Origin of the sequence: Sphingobacterium sp. HMA12 (assembly GCF_002933815.1) — a bacterium.
Lineage (GTDB): Bacteria > Bacteroidota > Bacteroidia > Sphingobacteriales > Sphingobacteriaceae > Sphingobacterium.
Window position 1 is genome coordinate 1,234,307 of record NZ_BEYR01000001.1, and the last position, 20,156, is coordinate 1,254,462.

15 protein-coding genes are annotated in these 20,156 nt (G+C 45.6%); 12 read left to right on the plus strand and 3 right to left on the minus strand.

Features of this window, described 5'->3' with window-relative positions; translation table 11 throughout:
- Positions 1–64 precede the first annotated feature (64 nt).
- Positions 65–976, plus strand: coding sequence for an AraC family transcriptional regulator (locus HMAT_RS05315; RefSeq protein WP_104381741.1), 912 nt, complete (start codon positions 65–67; stop codon positions 974–976).
- A gap of 164 nt (positions 977–1,140) precedes the next feature.
- On the opposite strand, the gene HMAT_RS05320 is transcribed toward HMAT_RS05315, so the two are convergent.
- Positions 1,141–1,524: a hypothetical protein gene (locus HMAT_RS05320; protein ID WP_199768551.1), complete on the minus strand. Its 384-nt coding sequence runs from the start codon at positions 1,522–1,524 to the stop codon at positions 1,141–1,143.
- Positions 1,525–1,836: 312 nt separating this feature from the next.
- Between HMAT_RS05320 and mdlD the strand changes: the two genes are divergently transcribed.
- Positions 1,837–3,156: an NAD(P)-dependent benzaldehyde dehydrogenase MdlD gene (gene mdlD, locus HMAT_RS05325; RefSeq protein WP_104381742.1), complete on the plus strand. Its 1,320-nt coding sequence runs from the start codon at positions 1,837–1,839 to the stop codon at positions 3,154–3,156.
- Positions 3,157–3,462: 306 nt separating this feature from the next.
- Here the strand turns inward: mdlD and HMAT_RS05330 are convergent, their stop codons facing one another.
- Entirely contained in the window at positions 3,463–4,551 is a 1,089-nt protein-coding gene (locus HMAT_RS05330) for a S9 family peptidase (protein ID WP_104381743.1), read from the minus strand.
- Positions 4,542–4,748 (minus strand): hypothetical protein, encoded by a 207-nt coding sequence (locus tag HMAT_RS05335; protein ID WP_104381744.1) that lies wholly within the window; start codon positions 4,746–4,748, stop codon positions 4,542–4,544. The genes HMAT_RS05330 and HMAT_RS05335 overlap by 10 nt, the downstream gene beginning before the upstream one ends.
- Before the next feature lie 191 nt (positions 4,749–4,939).
- Here HMAT_RS05335 and HMAT_RS05340 point away from each other — a divergent pair, with 191 nt between their 5' ends.
- The 10 genes from HMAT_RS05340 (at position 4,940) to HMAT_RS05385 (ending at position 20,128) form a co-directional block, all read left to right on the plus strand.
- Entirely contained in the window at positions 4,940–5,884 is a 945-nt protein-coding gene (locus tag HMAT_RS05340) for an Rpn family recombination-promoting nuclease/putative transposase (RefSeq protein ID WP_104383305.1), read from the plus strand.
- Positions 5,885–6,182: 298 nt separating this feature from the next.
- A complete protein-coding gene (locus tag HMAT_RS05345) occupies positions 6,183–8,069 on the plus strand; it encodes a beta-N-acetylhexosaminidase (RefSeq protein ID WP_104381745.1) in 1,887 nt (628 codons plus the stop codon).
- Between the two features lie 230 nt (positions 8,070–8,299).
- Entirely contained in the window at positions 8,300–8,875 is a 576-nt protein-coding gene (locus HMAT_RS05350; protein WP_104381746.1) for an RNA polymerase sigma factor, read from the plus strand.
- Positions 8,876–8,976: 101 nt separating this feature from the next.
- Entirely contained in the window at positions 8,977–10,092 is a 1,116-nt protein-coding gene (locus HMAT_RS05355) for a FecR family protein (protein ID WP_104381747.1), read from the plus strand.
- Positions 10,093–10,388: 296 nt separating this feature from the next.
- A complete protein-coding gene (locus HMAT_RS05360; RefSeq protein ID WP_233789117.1) occupies positions 10,389–13,682 on the plus strand; it encodes a SusC/RagA family TonB-linked outer membrane protein in 3,294 nt (1,097 codons plus the stop codon).
- A gap of 17 nt (positions 13,683–13,699) precedes the next feature.
- Positions 13,700–15,313, plus strand: coding sequence for a SusD/RagB family nutrient-binding outer membrane lipoprotein (locus HMAT_RS05365; protein ID WP_233789118.1), 1,614 nt, complete (start codon positions 13,700–13,702; stop codon positions 15,311–15,313).
- A gap of 31 nt (positions 15,314–15,344) precedes the next feature.
- Positions 15,345–16,469: a DUF1735 and LamG domain-containing protein gene (locus HMAT_RS05370; protein ID WP_104381748.1), complete on the plus strand. Its 1,125-nt coding sequence runs from the start codon at positions 15,345–15,347 to the stop codon at positions 16,467–16,469.
- Between the two features lie 26 nt (positions 16,470–16,495).
- Positions 16,496–17,503, plus strand: coding sequence for a glycoside hydrolase family 18 (locus tag HMAT_RS05375; protein ID WP_104381749.1), 1,008 nt, complete (start codon positions 16,496–16,498; stop codon positions 17,501–17,503).
- Positions 17,504–17,520: 17 nt separating this feature from the next.
- Positions 17,521–18,639, plus strand: coding sequence for a DUF1735 and LamG domain-containing protein (locus tag HMAT_RS05380; RefSeq protein ID WP_104381750.1), 1,119 nt, complete (start codon positions 17,521–17,523; stop codon positions 18,637–18,639).
- A gap of 40 nt (positions 18,640–18,679) precedes the next feature.
- Entirely contained in the window at positions 18,680–20,128 is a 1,449-nt protein-coding gene (locus HMAT_RS05385) for a BT_3987 domain-containing protein (RefSeq protein ID WP_104381751.1), read from the plus strand.
- Positions 20,129–20,156 lie beyond the last annotated feature (28 nt).

Here is a 20,156-nt window from a genome sequence, read left to right on the forward strand (position 1 = left end):
AAACAAAAAGTGTTGCCACTCTAGAGTGACAACACTTTTTGTTTGATTTTCGTATATTTATCTGATGGAAAAAATGCAGTCGCTGGAGGGATTTTACCAGTCTAAATTTGACAGGGTCCCCGAAAATATCCAAAATGGTGTGGGGCATTTCAATGTTTTTAAAATAGATGAATACATAGGTAAGCATACTAAGCCTGTGGTCTACAGCAGGAAAGATTATTTTAAAATTACCCTGATAATTGGCAGAAATAGAATACATTATGCTGATAAGGTCATTGAAATTAAAAAGCAGGCTTTATTTTTCACAAACCCGCAGATCCCTTACAAATTTGAATGGATAGACGATTATAAAGCTGGATTTTTTTGTGTTTTTACAGCATCATTTTTTCACCATTTTGGCAATCTCAACGACTACGAAGTTTTTAAACCCAATGCCATACCTGTTTTTGAGCTCACGGATGAGCAATTGGAAGAAATAAAGCAGGTGTACCTGAAAATGCAGGCGGGATTGGATTCGGATTATGAACATAAATATGATCTGCTCAGAAATCTCGTGTTTGATCTGCTTCACTATACCCATCGGATGAAAACGGCTTCAAAGGTTGAAAAGCAACAAACGAATGCTTCTCAACGAATCACCCATATGTTCCTGGAACTCTTAGAGCGTCAGTTTCCGATTGAAGATGTGAGGCAGCGGATCAGCTTTCGTTCGCCCTGTGAATTCGCGGACCAGCTCTCCGTGCATGTCAATCATCTAAACCGGGCCGTCAAGGTGACTACAGAAAAAACAACCTCTATGATTATTGCGGAGCGTTTGTTGCAGGAGGCAAAAATATTACTGCGACATACCGAATGGAACGTCTCAGAAATCGCTTATTCTTTAGGTTTTAAAGAGGCTACTCATTTTAATAATTTCTTTAAAAAAATGATGCAGATGGCACCGATCCACTTCAGGGAGGCGATTACACGAGCATAAAATTACGTGAACAGGGGCCGGCTGCTGAACAAGGCCATGATGATTATTCTTGTTGGTAGATGAGGCCTTTGCTGAGACAATGCTCTTCCCAAGGTATTTCTATCAGCCGGCTATGCGCGTTTTGTGGAATGATACTTTTTGATGTCGGCAGGTAAAAATGGGTTTTATTTCCACTTTTCAAAGTACCGCGTAGATCGGGTTATCCCATTCAAACCTTTTACACTCCGGACAGTGACCACGCAATAAGCTGACCAGAGGATAGCGCCTATAAATGCCAGGCCATAACTTAGGGGATTGGCAGCGATATGGCTAAGCATGTCATTGAAATTAAAACCCTCATCACCACTTAAAACCCAGAGCAGGCCACACATCGAAATGAGGGCACCCGGAAAAATCAGCCAATTGGCTGTCTTGGATGTGAAAATTACGGTGGCTATCATCGTGAACGTGGGCCATAAATAATTGACCATCCCAACTTCTATCGCCTGTCTACTGTTTGTCGTATAACCAATCGACAGCGCTAGGCAGAGTTCATAGGAAACAAACAATATACCGCCAAAAATGAGCTGCTCCAGTTCCTATCGACCAGTTTCAGGTCTTTAACGTAATAAAACAAAGATATGGCTTTAAGCCAGATAATTTACGATATACAGCTGAATGTAGGCGGAACAGGAACTACCTCAAGCAATGCACAAGCTGTTTACCAGTCTTGTATATTTACCAATATTATATTTTGCACAATATAAATATTAACCTACCTTTGTTTTACCGTATTGCAACCCAATCTTGATCTATAAGACAGGAAAGTAGTAAACTTTTTATGGAATAAAATGTTTTAAAATGCATAAAATCACGAACAAATGACTACAGAAGTTAAAAACAAAATAAAAGAAGTATTCGAAAAACAGAAAGATTTTTTCGGCACGCAAGCAACCAAGGAAATAGCATTCCGCAAAAGACAGTTGCAAAATTTTCGTAAAGTTTTTGCAAGTTACACGGACGCGATCTGTGAGGCCGTGTATATTGATCTTGGAAAAAGCAGGGCAGAGGCGGAACGCGTCGAAGTTCAGATTGTTCTCAATGAACTGGATGATATGATCGATAATATGGAAGAATGGGTAAAACCTAAGTTTGTCGAATCAAAACCGCATGCTTCAGGAGCCAAAGTCATCAGTAAGTACATCTATGAGCCCTATGGTGTAAACTACATCATAGGTCCGTTCAACTATCCGATACAGTTGACTTTTAGTCCGCTGATCGGTGCCTTGATGGCCGGAAATACGGCGATCATCAAACCTTCTGAAAATACGCCGCATGTTGCCAGGATAATTGAAGAGATTGTTACCGAAGCTTTTGATGAAAAATATGTTGCTGTCTTTCAGGGCGCGATTGAAGAAAATACCTATCTACTGAGCCTCGCTTTCGATTATATCTTTTTTACGGGTAGCCCGAATGTTGGAAAAATTGTGATGAAGGCCGCTGCCGAACAACTGATTCCACTTACCTTGGAATTGGGTGGAAAATCCCCTACGATCGTGCACCACGATGCGGATCTGCAAAAAGCAGTGCAGCGCATCGCTGCCGGTAAATGGATCAATTGTGGACAGACCTGTGTGGCCCCGGATTACGTCTATGTGCATGAATCTGTAAAAGAGGCATTTATTGATCAGCTTAAATCTTATCTGAAAGCGACGTACAATGACGAATCACTAGGGAAGATCGGCAAGATCGTAAGCCAGCATCAGATCAAGAATCTGGCTGGATACCTGGATGCTGCTCCCCAAAAAGTGATTTATGGGGGAAAATATGATTTGGAAACAAGGCATTTTGAAGCGACCTTGATGGATGAAGTCGACTGGAATGACGCGGTGATGCAGCAGGAAATTTTTGGTCCGATTCTTCCTATTTTAACCTACACCAATAGCAATGACGTACTCAAAGAGATCAATAATAGACCCAAACCACTGGCTTTGTACGTGTTTTCCGAAGACCAGAAATTTGCGGACGATGTGATTGCCCGAACAACCAGTGGGGATGCGGAAATCAACAGTACGCTGATCCACGTGGGATCGCATGATCTACCCTTCGGTGGAGTAGGCACTTCCGGAATGGGTAAATATCACGGGAGATTCAGTCTGGAGAATTTTAGCCATCAGCGATCGATCCTTCAAGTGATGTAAGGGACATTGATCTTGATCAGCACGCAGTGGCTGGTCGTCCCTGTGCACAGATCAAATAAAAAGCCCGGGTTATATCTACCCAGGCTTTTCGTCTTGTTCTGATCAAGCGTTTTCAGAGCCGCCGATCGTCTTATTCCAATCGTTTTAAGCGGAACAATAACTGTTGCACAGCCTCCTGTGCATCATCGATAATAGATTGGAAGAAGTTTGCTTTCCACTTGTTCCTGAAAGTTGTTGAAGGAATCTGTATGAATCACAAACTTGATCACGCTTTTTCCTGTCTTCCTGTGGTTATTTTGATTTGCATTATTTTTTTATAAAATCAAAAATTGAATTTATAAATTCCTCTGGTTGTTTTTGCCATTGCCAATAGGTATAAGGCCAGTTGTCCCCTGTACCATTCATCTTTCCTTGGGTAATCATGTCATGCCCGCAGTCTTTTATGGTAATAATATTGTGTTTCACACCCGCTTTTGTCAAGTAGGTTTCCATTTTATTTTTATTCTCAGCGGGTGGCACCAATACATCTTTTTCTCCCAAAATACTTAATACGGGGCATTTTATTGCACTCAGCGCTTCCTTTGGATCATATTCGTTTTTTCGCCACCATAATACATCATCCCCTGTTTTCGACTGCGGGATATCTACCTGATCTATCCATTTTTGCCCCCTGATCTCAGCGGTATATTTTTGAAGTGCATCCCAGTCTTTTGTCGTATTATTCCTAATGTACTTGAAAAAAAGTCCAGAATAGCGAAGTGCAGAATGAATGGATTCTTTGGAATATCCTTCCTCGGCCAAGGTATACTGAACCCGGTTTATATCCTGTTCGTAAAGAGAAACTGCGGGACCTACGATTAAAATGGCAAAACCGCAATTGGAAACTTTATTAGCTGCCAATGGTACTACCCAGCCACCCTGGCTTGCACCTGCAAAGCCTATCTTGGCATAGTTCAGGTCATGTCGCGCTTTCAGGTAATTAAAGGCGGAAGCAGCATCTTCTGCAAAGTCATTGAAATCTGCGAGTGAAAAATTACCTGTTGATTTACCAGTCCCTCGTTTATCATATAATAAAACTCCTATTCCCTTGTTTGCCAAAATATAAGCCATGGATTGGTACCAGGGCGTCTCCCTGTTCTCCCATCCGGAACGATGTACCAGAATGACATAGGGAACAGGGTTTTCTGATTTTTTTGGTTTGTACAAAACACCAGCTAGCGAAACATCAGCATTTGCAAATTTTATTTCTTCTTCTGTAAAGCTTTTCTCTGTTGCAGCTGTCCTTTTCAGGTGTATCCTAATTTCAGGTTTTGCATCCTTGCTAATTCCGGTTAGATCACCTATTTTATGGTTTAAAAAGCAATCGAAATCTCCATAGAAAATTTTCAGGCCCAAAGTGCTATTTTTTCAGTAGTCACATTCATATAACCAATTTCCGGTATATCGTAAGTTGTTTTATCATTATTAAAATCAAATGAAATTAACTGAACAGATCCATTTCGTGTCAAGGCACCTTCATAGTGACCTTGTGGTGTTTGACTGTACACAATTTGTGCTACTAAAAGCAAAAGAATTAGATATAGGGACTTCATAATTGAAAAGTTTTAAATGATTATCTATTTTCAGATAAGCTACTAGATGAAAGACAGCCAAGATGGTTATTTTGTTACATTACCTTAAAAAATATTTAGCGGGTACTTTTCGCTATATTTTTTTACTAAAAATATTAGTTTTATTGATTTGTTTTTGCGATATTTACAGTCAACAACCAATTATTGTAGTTATGAAGGAACCAGTTTATATCGACCTAGTTTCAGACTATGCATTTAAGCGTATTTTTGGATCCGAACCCAATAAGGATTTATTGATTTCGCTGTTGAATGGGTTATTCCGTGGACGGAAATCCATTGTCGATTTATTGTACGAAAAGAATGAACATGTAGGCGATAGCGAGGAGATCGGTACCGTGATCTTTGACCTGATCTGTACCGCTGATAATGGAGAGAAATTTGTGATTGAAGTACAGCGTACCGCACAGATAAATTTAAAAAAACGCATGCTTTACTACAGCAGTAAGTTGATTGCGGATCAGGCGCCCAAAGGAAACCGTCGAGCGTGGAATTATGCAATCACTGAGGTATATATCGTCGTACTTATGGATGGATTTACTTTTTCACAGGCAGAAGAATCCAGTGCTGTCCTTCACGATATCTGTTTGTGTAACAGGGAGACAGGTCGAGTTTTTTATGAAGAGTTGGGGTTTATTTACGTTCAATTGCGTAACTTTACAAAAGTAGAGGCAGAATTAAAAAATGATCTGGATCGTTGGCTTTATGTTTTACGGAATATGTCCAAGCTTAACAAGATCCCGGGCTATCTGAAGAAGCCTATATTTGAAAAATTATTTAAAATAGCAGAATACGCAAAATTGAATAAGGAGGAACGAGCAATGTATGATGTAAGTCTAAAACGTAAATGGGATGCGGAAGCGGTGCGCCAATATCAGGAGCAACAGCTGAACGAGGCTATTCAGAAAGGTATCCAAACAGGTATCGAACAAGGCATTGAACAGGGGATAGAACAAGGTGCCGAGGCGAAAAGCTATGATGTAGTGGAGAATTTGATTACTGAACTGAAGCTTACCGATGATATTATCGTGCGTGTTGCAGAGGTTTCGCTTGATTTTGTACAGAAAGTACGGGCAGATCTAGCCAGAGACAAAAAGTAAGTATTCTCAATTATACAAACATAACAAGCAGCTGTTCATATTTTTGAGCGGCTGTTTTTGTACTAACTAAACCTGTATTTGCTGGACATTGTCATCATAAATTACCCGCTGTCTCAAAAATAATTTCATTTTTTTCTATCGACCCGAGGTCGACTTCTACAATACCGTCGCATAACTTGACCCACACAGACGCCGGCAATTTCCTATTGCTATGCAGGGGAAACAAGTGTAGAAATAAATAGGTAATAGCTTAATGTCGTTTATTTTATATATTTAGCTATCTACAAAAATCTAAGATATGAATATAGTTTTTTTTAAGAACCGCTTGCTCCTGGCTTTGTTGTTCATCAACCTGAACAGTCTAGTGATAGGACAAACAAAGCCCGCCATTATTCCAGAACCAGTGTCGTATACCCAAGGTGAGGGAACTTTCACAATTGACGCCGGTACTGCCATACGGATACCACAGGGTCATACGGAACTTAAACCGCTTGCCGAGCATCTCAATAATTGGCTTGCTGAATTAAATGGCACGACACTGACGATAGCTGACGGATCAGAAAAATCAACTTCAACCATCAGCCTTTTGCTAAACCCTTCCTTGAATAATATCAATAATGACGAAGGCTATCAGTTATCGATCACAAAAAACAAGGTCATACTACAGGCGCGTAAACCGGCAGGGTTATTCAATGGGCTGCAAACCTTTCGGCAATTGCTATGTCAGGCAGCCGACAGTCCCCAACAGCAACAGCTAAGTTTACCGGCAGTAGAAATTACAGACTATCCCCGGTTTCACTGGCGAGGCCTGATGCTGGATGTAAGCCGTCATTTCTTTTCGAAGGATTTTGTGAAAAAATATATTGATGATATGGCCAGTTACAAATACAATGTTTTTCACTGGCATTTAACCGACGACCAAGGCTGGCGCATCGAAATTAAGTCGCTGCCCCGCCTCACAGAAGTGGGGGCTTGGCGGGTGCCGAGAACAGGGCAGTGGTGGTCATATACTCCGCCGCAAAAAGACGAAAAACCTACCGATGGCGGCTACTATACGCAAGAAGAAATAAGAGAAGTGGTCGCTTATGCTGCGGAAAGAAATATAACCGTCGTTCCTGAAATTGATGTACCGGGTCACTCGCTTGCCGCTATTGCCGCTTACCCTTATTTATCTGCGACGGGGTATAACTATATGGTGAATCCCGGCAGCAAATTTTATAATATCGACGATAACACCTTAAACCCGGCAGACGATCGTGTGTATGTCTTTCTAGAAAAAGTAATGAAGGAGGTCGCAGCCTTATTCCCGGGACAATACATCCATATCGGTGGCGATGAGTGTACGAAATATTTCTGGCAGCGTTCGGCTGTGGTACAGAATTTCATGAAACAGCAGGGGATTAAAACCGAACATGAGTTACAGAGCTATTTTATAAAACGAATAGAGAAAATGGTTAAAAAGTACCAGAAAAAAATTATAGGCTGGAATGAGATCCTCGAAGGCGGCCTGGCGCCGGATGCCACGGTAATGAGCTGGCAAGGCGTGCAGGGTGCTATTGACGCAGCAAAACAGGGGCACCAAGTCATTCTCACTCCCGATACGCATACTTACCTGGATTTGTACCAAGGCGATCCTTTATTGGAACCGGACACTTATAGCATGCTGCGTTTAAAGAATTCATATTTGTGGAATCCCGTTCCCACCGGAGTGGATAGTAGTCTGGTTTTGGGTGGACAGGGAAATTTATGGACCGAATCGATCCCCAACGGCAGGCATGCGGAATACATGACCTGGCCCCGCGCACTGGCCTTAGCAGAGGTTTTTTGGTCACCCACGACAAAGCAGAGCTGGCCGGATTTTCAACAAAAATTAACGACACATTTTAAGCTACTGGATCGGGCTCGGATCAAGTATTCAACAGCGGCTTTTGATGTACTGGCAACAGCAAAACACGATACCCAAAAACAATTACTGGTTTCTTTGAGTACGGATATCGACGGCTTGGATATTTACTATACCCTGGATAATACCAATCCCGACACGACTTCCTTGAGGTACAAAGGTACACCTGTTGCCATTCCCAACGGGACCTACCAATTAAGGGCACAACCGTTTAAGGGATCGGTACCTGCGGGAAAAATTTTAATTGCCCCGCGTGCTGAACTGGAAAAAAGAGCGAAATAAATTCCAACATAATGGACTACTAGCAAAAGATTATCGCTGATCGTCATTTGGACAGGCGTCAAAATCAATTCATATAGCTGAGAATTGATTTTAACAATCAAATTTTAGGACAATTGCAAATAAATATTTAATATTGACAAATAAATCTTGATTATTGACAAGTTGGGGCAGGAGTACCTCATAAATCTACCATAACAAATTGACGGATAAAAGTATAGTTAAAACAACAGATGATGCAGTATCGTAATCATTCGGACATGGAGTTGGTTAAGCTGCTCAAGGCCGGCGATCATGCGGCTTATCTGGAAATTTATGACCGCTATAAAACTGTGCTGCAACAGCATGCCTGGAAAAAATTGGGCCGCGCCGAAGATGTGCAGGATCTGATCCAGGATCTTTTTACAGAGCTCTGGGTCAAGCGCGAAGTGCTGACGCTGACGACCGGTCTGGCCAATTATCTTTTTACGGCTATCCGAAACCGCGCACTCAACCTGATCTATAAACGGCGCAAAGAAGCACCCTACCTGGATTCGCTGCAGGAATTTATCCGCGAAGGGAATTACCTGATTGACCTGCAGATCCGTGAAAAAGAATTCCAGGAACTGATCCAAAAAGAGGTAGACAGTCTTCCGCCACGGATGAAAGAGGTTTTCAAACTCTGCCGCGAAGAAGGGCTTTCCCATAAGCAGATCGCGGAGCGTCTGGGTACCTCCGAACATACGATAGCCAAGCAAATGACCAATGTGCTCAAAATTCTACGGAAAAATCTAGGTCCATTCTATTTTATTATTTTCCTGATTATCTGACTATTAGCTATTTTTTTATTTTTTTTAATTATTCGATACTTGTTCGCATGCTTTTCTTTGTCATAGGTATATAGGGCCAGCAATAGGGCCTGGAATAACCAATGAAAGAATCAGAAAAATTACTGCTTAAATATCTGGAGGGACAAGCATCTCCCGAAGAACAGGCCATCGTGGAGAGCTGGTACCACAATCTGCATACAGCAGATGTTTCTGGTTTTGACGAACTGCAGAAACAGCAGCAGCTGGAACTGATCCGGCAGCAGCTACCAGGCTATCCGATCAAGAAAATCAGACGCTGGCCACGTATTGCAGCGGCAGCCATCCTGCTATTTGCACTGGGATCCGGTATTTTTTATTACAGTCTGTCTTCACGCGATAACAAGCTGGTCACTGTACCACAGCACAAAGACATTGCTCCGGGAGCGGTCGGCGCAACGCTGACGCTCGCCAATGGGGAGCAGATTCTCCTGGGTGATGCCGGTGAGGGCGAGATCGCCCGTCAGGCCGGTGTCAGTGTTAGCAAAACCGCTGACGGCCAGATTCTGTATCAGATCTTAGGGGGCAGTGCCAACGATCAGAGCAGCAATACCTTATCCACCGCCAACGGTCAGACCTATGTCGTGACGCTCCCAGACCAAACAAAAATATGGCTGAATGCTGCATCCAGCCTGACCTACAGCACAGCGCTCTATACCAGCAAAGGACAGCGGAAGGTGGAATTAACAGGCGAAGCTTATTTTGAAGTGGCAAAAGATAAAACCCATCCTTTCGTTGTCAAAACGGGGGACCTGGAGGTCGAAGTACTGGGGACACATTTCAATATCAATAGCTATGCGGATGAGGCAGCGATCAGTACAACCTTGCTGGAAGGATCTGTCCGGGTCATTCATGGGCAACGGAAGGAAATCATCCGGCCCGGCCAACAGGCCATCGCCACAGCGGCGGGAATCGCGGTTAAGGAAGTGGATCTCGATGAAATTGTGGACTGGAAAGAAGGTGACTTCGCACTGAATCATATCAACTTTAAAACAGCGATGCGCAAAATTGCCCGATGGTATGACGTCGAATTTATCTATGATAGCAGTGTGCCACTCGATATGGAGGCCGGAGGCTGGATTTCAAGAAAGAACAACCTATCGGCTGTGCTTAAATTAATTGAATCCTCGGGACTGGCCCATTTTAAGATCGAGGGCCGTAAAGTATATGTCTCTAAATAAAATAGATGTTCTTAAATAAAGTATAAGTTCTTAAATAACCCTAATATAAACCTTAAAATGAATGATAAAATGAAAAGAGACTTCGGATAACCTATTAGATCCACAAGATTAACCAGAAGTGCCTGAAACACTCCTGGTTAAGATTTGGCCCAATCTTTCAATTGTTTACACCTACAGCTGCCCAAGCCCTGGAAAGTCAAGGTATGCTGTATATTAACCAAACTAAACAAATGTATAAAAAATATACTATTAAAATTGGTATAGATGGAATACTATGCCGTAAAATATGGCTGATTATGCGACTAACCACTGCCTTACTCATTGTGTCCCTTACACACGTGAGTGCGTTGACCTCCGCACAGAAAATTACGATAAGGCGCCAGCATGCTTCTTTGGAATCTCTTTTGAAAGAGATCCGTAAGCAAAGCGGATATGATCTCTTTTATGATGGCCGCATTATCCCCAAAAACCAGAAGCGAAGCATTGATCTGGCCAACGTATCGGTGAGTGAAGCGCTGGAAACAGTCCTGGAGGGCTTGCCGCTGGCCTATACGGTCCACGCGAATACCGTCGTGCTCCGCCCAAAATTACCCGCTGGCAGTCCGGAAACGGCAATATTCATCCCCATACAGGGAACTGTGCGCGACAGTACAGGACAACGTATTGCTGGTGTATCCATATTAAACCGAAATACCGGACAGAGTATCTCAACCGATACCGAAGGGAAATTTAGCCTCAATGCCAGCATTGGCGATATCCTGGTTTTTTCCTTTGTCGGCTATATACGGCAAGAGCATAAAGTCGCGTCGGCAGAAATGCTCCAGATTGTCCTGCAACAGGAAGAAATGAAAATGGATCAGGTCGTGGTGACTGCTTTGGGTATCCGACAGTCAGTCAAAGCACTGACCTATAATGTGCAGGAATTTAAAGGCGAAGAAATTACACGGAATAAAGATGCCAACTTCGTGAACAGCCTGACCGGAAAGATTGCCGGTGTCACGATCAACTCGAGTTCCTCGGGAATCGGTGGTGCAACCAGGGTGGTCATGCGGGGAACAAAATCCATTGCCGGCAACAACAACGCGCTTTATGTCATTGACGGTATCCCGATTCCGAATAACAATGGCGGCGGCACCAATGGTCCTTTTGAAGGAGTTGTCAGCGGGGAGGGGATCTCCAGCTTTAATCCCGAAGATATTGAAAGCATCAGCGCCTTGACGGGCCCCTCCGCAACTGCATTATACGGAAATCAGGGCGCCAATGGTGTCATCCTCGTCAATACCAAAAAAGGTACCCGCGGCGATACCGAAGGGCTGTTTGGCAGTATACGTGTCAACGTATCGCATAGTTCGGATTTCTTTTCCCCTTTTGTGATGCCTCGTTTTCAAAATACTTATGGCCAGTCCAATCCACAGGAATATGCCAGTTGGGGAGCTAAGCTGCCGCAACCATCGGACTATCGACCAAAGGACTTTTTCCAGACAGGTTACAACATCAGCAATGGAGCAAGTATCACGGGTGGTACCGACAGGAGCCAGACGCTATTTTCTGTGGGAACAAACAATGCCGAAGGTATTATCCGCAACAATAAATTCGACCGTTATAACTTTTACCTGCGGCACAATGCGCAGCTTTCAGACCGCCTGACCGCCGATTTCAGCGGGATGTATGTGCGGCTCAAAGACAATAATATGGTGGCCCAGGGCCAATACCAAAACCCGATTGTACCGGTCTACCTCTTTCCGCCGGGAGATGATTTTAGAAAATATCAGGTCTACTCACGTTACGATCCAAACCGCTTGATCGAAACACAATTCTGGCCCTATCAGGATCAGGGGCTAGGGATGCAAAACCCATATTGGATCACTGATGCGCAAAGTCGGACCACGAATACGGACCGTTATATGATGAGCGTGACAGCAAACTATAAGGTAACAGATTGGTTGAATGTGACTGGGCGCGCCCGTATTGATAATAGTGTACTGGAGAGTGAAACCAAAAGACCCGCTGGTACCTGGGGTCTCTTTGCCTCCGAATTTGGCTATTATCAGACCGGCAAGAACACCACCAAAAATACATACCTGGATCTGATCGCCAGTATGAAGCATAGCTTTGCGGAAAATCGTTTCTCGTTGCGCAGCAATATTGGTGGAAGCTATCAAAACGATCGTTTGGATGGTTTAGGTGCTGGGGGCAACCTACTGCGCCTGGCTAACTTTTACTCGGTACAGGAGAACACGGACAACCCGGCGACACAAACTTACAGCGCCACTCAGCTGCAGTCTGTCTTTGCGACCACCCAGTTGGGCTATCAAAACTGGCTGTTTATGGACCTGACTGGTCGCTATGAGTGGCCTTCGCAACTGCCGCCCGGATTTGCCTCAACTTCCTCTTATTTCTATCCTTCTGTCGGTATTTCGGGGGTGATCAGTGATAAATGGAAGGTCTCCAAGGCAGCAATATCTTTTGCTAAAGTACGTTTTTCCTATGCTGAGGTGGGTAATCCGCCTCGTTTTGGTGTGGCCAATCCCGTGTTTTCCTTAGTCGACGACTCGTTTCGGCCAGCACCTTTTGCGGACTACCGCCCGGAACGGACAAAGTCCTATGAGGCCGGTATGGAACTCCGCTTTCTGCGCGACCGCCTATCCTTGAATGCAACTGTATATCAATCCAATACAACGAATCAGCTGCTCGAACAACCCTTATTGGGAAGTAGCATCTACACGGTCTTCTTTTATAATGCCGGAGATATCCGCAACCGGGGAATTGAAGCGAACTTATCCCATCGGGGTAAATTTGGTGCCCTGGACTGGACTTCGGGTTTGGTATTTTCGTTGAATAGAAACCGCGTCATGCGTCTTTCAGAGGGCTTTATTAATCCGGCTACAGGGGAGCCTTATGAAAATGAACAGCGTCTTGTGGGTGGTCTGGGCGATTTTCAGAATGTACTGACTGTAGGTGGGTCAATGGCGGATTTTTATATTTCCCAGGTATTACGGGAAGATAATCAGGGGAATCTATGGGTGAATTCTAGTGATGGCTCCATCGGCAGGACGACAATTCCACGGCGTTATGTGGGCCGCGCTGCACCAGACTATACGCTAGGCTGGAACAATCAGTTTTCGTACAAAGGAGTGGATCTTTCCTTTCTGGTGGATGCACGGGTAGGGGGAATTGGTGTTTCCTATACCCAATCCATTATGGATGCCTTTGGCGTGTCGGAGCAATCAGCACAAGACCGTGATAATGGTGGCGTAATGATCTATGGTAGTCTATATCCCAATGTACAGGGCTATTATAATCTATTGGGAAATGGCGCGAGCGGTATGGCGGCCTATTACATTTATAGTGCAACGAATGTCCGATTACGTGAAGTGGCCCTCGGATATAATCTGCCAACAAAATGGTTTGGTCCAAAAGGCCCCAATATTCGTGTGGCGTTAACGGGAAGAAATGTATTTATGTTTTACAACAAATCACCCTTTGATCCGGAATCGACTTCTTCTACCGGTACCTACGATCAGGGGATAGATTATTTCCGCCAGCCCAGCTACCGGAGTTTTGGTTTCAGTGTCCGGGCTCAGTTTTAACCTTAACGTACATAACAATGAAAAATTCATCTAAAAGATATAGGTTCCGGATGCTAGGCATCGGCTGTGCGGCACTGACTTTACTCGCTGGCGCCTGTACCAAAAATTATGCGGATTACAATACTGATCCCTATAAGGCTACACGTGAGCAAATGGGAGCCGATGGCTACCTCACGGGACGTAATTTTCCCATTATGATCAATGCGGTGATCCCGGCGGCAGATGCGGGCGCCGGCACCAATTTTGTAAACAGCTATCAGATTGCATTTAATCTCGCCGCGGATTGTTATTCGGGCTATATGGCCCAGGCCAACAACTGGAACGGAAATACCAACAACCTGACCTATGGTTTCAACCTGACCTGGGTGAATGAGCAGTTTAACCTGACTGGCCGATTGCTGAATGCCTGGAAACAGGTGCAGGAGGCAACGACACTTTCTGGCGATTCGCTGCAGTTTTCGGTTGCTCAACTGATCAAGATCACTGGTATGGTGCGTATGACCGATAGTTACGGTCCTGTTCCTTATTCGCAGATCCCAACAGGAACCTTCACGCCAGCATACGACAGCCAGGAAAGTCTGTACCGGACCTTTATTGGCGAACTGGGGCGTGCGGCAAATCTGCTGCACGAACGTGGAGCTGCCGCAGGGACTCCTTTGGCACGCTACGACCAGATCTATGCCGGCAACTACCTGCAATGGGCAAAATATGCCAACTCCCTGAAACTGCGTTTAGCGATTCGCATGGCTTATGTTGATCCGGCCAATGCCAAACGCTTTGCCGAAGAGGCCGTCAGCCATCCCGCAGGCTTATTGACCGCGGTTGGCGACGGGGCCATACAAAAACCGGCGGCAGGACTGAATTTTAAAAACCCCTTGCGTACCCTAACCCAGGATTACAACGAAGCGCGGATGGGCGCATCCATGGATTCTTACTTGCGTGGTTACAGTGATCCACGAATCGGGGTATTCTTTTCGACCTCCACGGTACGTCCCAATGAATATGTAGGGGTACGTACGGGGATCAATGTGGTACCGGCCGTGTATCAGCCTTTTTCGCAGCTGAATGTGACCAACGACACCGGCTTACCTTGGATGCGGGCATCGGAAGTTTATTTTCTGCGGGCTGAAGGTGCATTGCGCGGCTGGAATATGGGGGGCAATGCCCAGTCCTTGTACGAAACAGGGGTACAGCTCTCTTTTACAGAATTAGGGGTAGCGATGCCGGCTGGTTATCTGTCCAATGCGACAGCACGACCAGCAAACTATACGGACTATGCTCCAGGCAGTGCCTATAGCACGGCTTCCCTGGGCGGCAGTACCATTCGTTGGAATGAGGCCGACAACTTTAATACCAATCTCGAACGTATCATTACCCAAAAATGGATTGCGATGTATCCCAATGGACAGGAAGCTTGGGCTGAATTCAGACGCACAGATTTTCCGCGGCTCTTTCCAATAGCGCTCAACCGGAGCGGTGGTACAGTCAATAGTACCGTACAGGTCCGTCGTCTCCCTTATCCCTTACAACAGTACCAGGAGAATGGCGCACAGGTCGCGCGCGCGCTGACCTTGCTGGGTGGAGCCGATAACGGTGGGACAAAGGTCTGGTGGGATGCCAAGCCAAGGTAATAGACGATTGATTATTTAATACGCTATTGTTATGAAAAAATATTGCATAAAAAGGATCCCTTTCTTTCTACTTGTCCTACTGTGCTGCTTGCTAACAGCTTGCCAGAAATCAAGCGTGGAACAAAGGGGTATATATATAACCCGTGCACAGGTGAACCCTTTTGTCGGCTTGTCAGTGGATAATATGGGTGGTTCATTGGCGGTGACGGCAAGTGCCTCCGCGGTTGTCGATCAGGATTTGAACGTTACCTTTCGGGTCAATCCGGCGCTGGTGGATAGCTATAATGCACAGCATGGAACCGATTTCAAAGCATTGCCCAGCCAACTTATCAAGCTGAGCGCTACCCAGGCAGTCATCCGTAAAGGCTCCAGTGTTTCGGAGGCGATACAGGTTGAGATAAGCCCATTGGGTGGAGCCGTTGAAGTCGGTACACAATATTTGGTTCCGATCGAAGTAGCCAGCCTGTCTTCAACTAACTTTCCGATTCTAGAGAGCTCCAAAGTGCTTTATGCCCAGATCCAGCAGGTGCTGGTGAATCCGGCCCTGGATTTATCGAGGGCTGGTGGCGTCAGTTTTGCCATTCCGGATCCTATCAGCAATCTAAAGGCTTTTACCGTAGAGATGCGAGTGCGGGTGACGAATGGCCCATTTCGCAATAATATGACGCTCTTTGCGGCTTATCCCGATGAGATCTATTCGCGTTTTGGTGATGTAGTGATCTCACCCGATCAGCTGCAGGTCAAATATAAAGGGGTACAGCCGGCATCCCGGACACGTTTTTCGGTCAATCAATGGTACCATATTGCCTATGTATTTGATGGGCAGGCCAACAGCTTTCGCATTTATGTCAATGGTGTCGAAGATGCTGCTACGACAGCTCCTCCGGGGAGTTCCTTTAATCTCAACCAAATGTCTTTCGGAGCCAATGGCAACCCCATTCAAGTGCAGGAATTGCGTTTCTGGACGCAGGCGCGCACGGGTATTCAGCTTTTGAATAATATGTGCGCCGTAAATCCGCAATCGGATGGATTATATGGCTACTGGAAATTTGATGCTGGCCAGGGGAGTACGATTGCTGATGTAACGGGGCATGGACATACGGGTACCGTCAGTGGAACCCCACAATGGGTCACTGGAATCCGCTGTCCAGAATAGAGGTATAAACAAAAATTGAAAACACCATGAAAACAATTAAATATCTGCTATATACCTGTCTTTTTGCAGGAAGTATTTTATTTGCTGCCTGCGAAAAGCAGAATATTCCGGTGCCGGAGCCTGTTTCAAAACTGGTTCCCGTCGGAAGTGAAGAATATTATGAAAACTTAAGGGCTTATAAGCGCAGCAAGCATCCGATCTACTTCGGTTGGTGGGGCGGATTGGGGACACCCGGGAGCCCGGAGACGGTTAGTGTGATTGACCAGATTCCCGACAGTGTGGATATTGTTGCATTTTGGGGTGGAATGCCACCGATCGGTTCGCATAATTATGAGACCATGCAACGGATACGGCAACAAAAAGGAACACGATTTGTCATTACAAGTTTTGGCAGTGGGGTGGAACGGATTATGCGGCAAAATGATCCGCAATTGATAGAAACCAATGTGATGCAGGCAATAGATAACGTTGCTAAGGCTATTGCCGATACCATTGCCTTATATAATATTGACGGATTTGACCTGGACTATGAACCTGGAGAAGCTGCCGAAATTAATTCTTTCTTCGGAAATCGCTATGCTGTAAACGGCAATAACCCACATGTATTGCGTCTATTTCAAGCGCTAGGAAAATACCTCGGCCCAAAGTCGGGAACAGACAAATTGCTGATTATTGATGGTTATAGCCATCCTGGCGTAGAACCCTATTACAGTTATTTTATGCAGCAAGCCTATGGTTCGAGTTCCCCTTCGGTCCTCCAGGGACGACTGCAAAACTATGGTCTCGGCGAGTGTCCGCCGCAGAAGTTTGTACCCTGTGAAAACTTTGAAAACTGGTGGCGGGATGGCGGCGTCAATTTTACTGATCCACAAAGGGGGACGATACCTTCGCTATTGGGTTTTGCATATTGGAATCCAACAGAAGGACCTAAGGGCGGTATTGGGAGCTACCATACAGAATACGAATATCCGAACACCCCGGATTATAAATGGACAAGACAAGCGATCCAGATTATGAATCCCGCTGTACGTTAATTTAAGGAGCTAATATCATGAAAAAAAGAATATATAACTGGTTATTCAGTTGCCTAATCGGGAGTCTACTGTTTGCCTGCAAAAGTGATGAGGTCAACACAAACAGTGTTTATCTAACCTTGGCGGAGGTCAATAATACAGCGAGGCTGACGGTGGATAATACTGGTGGTTCACAAGCTTTTAGCGTAACATCCACGCAACCCGCAACGCAGGCGGTAACTGCACAGATTGCGGTAGATACGACCTTAATTGCGGCCTATAACCAACGTTTTGGCACCGCTTATCAGGCACTTCCACAGGGAAGTTATGCGTTATCCGCCAATGAAGTACAGATACAGCCTGGATTGACCGTCTCCGATGCGGTTAGCTTTCGGGTGAATGGAACCGAACTTTTTGAAGTCGGCAAAGCCTATATGATGCCCGTTACTGTGCGGAGCACTTCGGGATTACCGCTTATTGAATCCTCCAAGACTGTCTATCTGATTATCAACCAGGTCATCATTACTCCGGCAGCATCGCTTGCGGGTAATAGTTTTCAAGTTGATTTTTCAAAAAATAATGATGCCTTGCGAGCCATGTCGGCCATTACGATGGAAACCAGGGTGATGGTGAATAGTTTTCAGAACAGCTCACCATTTATCAGCAGTATCATGGGTATTGAAGAAAACTTTCTGCTGCGCTTTGGCGATGTGACGGTTCAACCCAACCAATTACAGGTAGCGGGTGGTGCGACAGCAACCAATGTCAATTTCACGTTCAACACCGGAACCTGGTATCATATTGCCGCAGTCTATAACGGCAGTGAGCTCAAGGTCTATGTCGATGGTACACTGTTGGCGACAAAGGCAGCAGGCCGCGTCGTGGACCTCGCTGGAGGACCTTTTTACTTTGGGTTTTCCGCAAATGGCCGCAGGATAAATGGGGCTATTAGTGAAGCACGAATCTGGTCCAGGGCATTGACGCAGGCGGAGATCGGTAATGGAAAATGCGGCGTGGATCCAGCCAGTGCGGGACTCGTGGGTTACTGGAAATTTAATGCAGCGGAGGGAAGAACCGTACGGGATATTAGCGGCCACAACCGGGATGCGGTTGCCGCCAGCAATATTCAATGGGTACCCAATGTACGTTGCGAATAGGGAATAGGAAAAAAATTATGAACCATAGCGATAAGATCGTATGAAAAGATATTTAAATAAACTGCGTGCTTCCTTTGTAAGCGGTATGAGCTGGATTATCCTGGTCTGCGTTATAGCCAGCTGCAGTAAAGATAATGTAAGTGCACCACAGGACTTGATTATTTATATGCCAACCGGTGCGGGTTTTAATACGGCTGATGCCAGTTATGTCACGGCGCGCAACAATGTGCTCGCCGGGGCTGGAACAGCCTTCCCGGTATTGCTGACACGGGCTTTTGACCAGGAAGTACAGGTAACGGCGACCATAGACACAGCACTGCTTTCCGCTTATGATCTGGCAAATAAGACGCAGTCCCCGGCTTTTCCGGCTGGTGCCTTTGTATTGGCGAACAATGGTCAGGTGCGTATCCCTGCCGGACAGGAACGCTCCGTGGATTCACTGCGCATTACCTTGGGACAAACTGGCGACCTGGACTTGAGCAAGCAATATGTGGTGCCTATACGGCTGGCAAGCACGAATTCCAGTCTACCTTTGAGCAGCAACCGACAGGTGATGTACTTGCGGGTGCGATTTAACAGGATCACCACACAGCTCAATGGCGTACCTGCTAACCGTGTGGTACCGGTTATTATTAACCGGACGCCCAATGGGGATGTCATCAGTGGCAACCTAAATGTAACGGCAGCTGTCAATACAGCCTTTGGTCAGTCGTTGACGGTAGGCCTTCGGGAACGGCAGGATCTGCTGGCGGGATATAACCAAGCCAACCAGACAAATTATGTGGCTTTCCCAGCGAACAGCTTTGCCTTTACTCCGGCCACTGTTTCTATTGCCAGCGGCACCCTCAATGCGGCAGCAGCATTTGTCATGGCGCTTCGGAATACCACTGCCTTTGTACCGGGCCGCAGCTACCTGCTGCCAGTGGGCATTGCGGACGAAGGACCGGTACCGCCGCATGAGACACTCGGTTTGGCGTATCTAACGGTGGAAGTACAATTGCAGAATATCAACCCGGCCAATCCGGCACCTACGGGCAATCGCATAGACCGTACAGGCTGGACCGCTACGGCAAGTTCGACGGATACACAGTATGCTCCAGGTGCCCCCGCACTTGCCTTTGATAATAATGCTGCAACGGGTTGGCATTCGGAATTTGCTTTTGGCACAAAACCCGCAGTAACCTTTACGGTAGATATGCAAAGTCAAAAAAATATACGCGGGTTTACCTTTACACCAAGGTATTGGGACTACTTTGGTTCGGGGTATATCTCCGCAGTAACAGCGATGCGGGTGGCGACAAGTAGTGATAGTGTTAACTGGACCGTCCAGGGCTCCTATACGGGCAGCAAGCCCGGTGGTAGCGCCACCAATCCCGAACTGCGGAATGTCAGCTTTTATACGCCCGTGCAGACACGTTATTTCCGCTTTACTATGACAGGCTATGGCGAATATGCCGCCGGATTTGGTGAATTAAATGCATTTGAGTAAAAGTTTAGAAAAAATTGCGTTTCAATCT

Coding starts and splice junctions, on each gene's coding strand:
- HMAT_RS05355 (WP_104381747.1), top strand. CDS start 8,977: ATGAAAGAATCAGAAAAATTACTGCTTAAATATCTGGAGGGACAAGCA.
- HMAT_RS05385 (WP_104381751.1), top strand. CDS start 18,680: ATGAAAAGATATTTAAATAAACTGCGTGCTTCCTTTGTAAGCGGTATG.
- HMAT_RS05340 (WP_104383305.1), top strand. CDS start 4,940: ATGAAGGAACCAGTTTATATCGACCTAGTTTCAGACTATGCATTTAAG.
- HMAT_RS05370 (WP_104381748.1), top strand. CDS start 15,345: ATGAAAAAATATTGCATAAAAAGGATCCCTTTCTTTCTACTTGTCCTA.
- mdlD (WP_104381742.1), top strand. CDS start 1,837: ATGACTACAGAAGTTAAAAACAAAATAAAAGAAGTATTCGAAAAACAG.
- HMAT_RS05360 (WP_233789117.1), top strand. CDS start 10,389: ATGCGACTAACCACTGCCTTACTCATTGTGTCCCTTACACACGTGAGT.
- HMAT_RS05335 (WP_104381744.1), bottom strand. CDS start 4,748: ATGAAGTCCCTATATCTAATTCTTTTGCTTTTAGTAGCACAAATTGTG.
- HMAT_RS05365 (WP_233789118.1), top strand. CDS start 13,700: ATGAAAAATTCATCTAAAAGATATAGGTTCCGGATGCTAGGCATCGGC.
- HMAT_RS05375 (WP_104381749.1), top strand. CDS start 16,496: ATGAAAACAATTAAATATCTGCTATATACCTGTCTTTTTGCAGGAAGT.
- HMAT_RS05315 (WP_104381741.1), top strand. CDS start 65: ATGGAAAAAATGCAGTCGCTGGAGGGATTTTACCAGTCTAAATTTGAC.
- HMAT_RS05380 (WP_104381750.1), top strand. CDS start 17,521: ATGAAAAAAAGAATATATAACTGGTTATTCAGTTGCCTAATCGGGAGT.
- HMAT_RS05345 (WP_104381745.1), top strand. CDS start 6,183: ATGAATATAGTTTTTTTTAAGAACCGCTTGCTCCTGGCTTTGTTGTTC.
- HMAT_RS05350 (WP_104381746.1), top strand. CDS start 8,300: ATGATGCAGTATCGTAATCATTCGGACATGGAGTTGGTTAAGCTGCTC.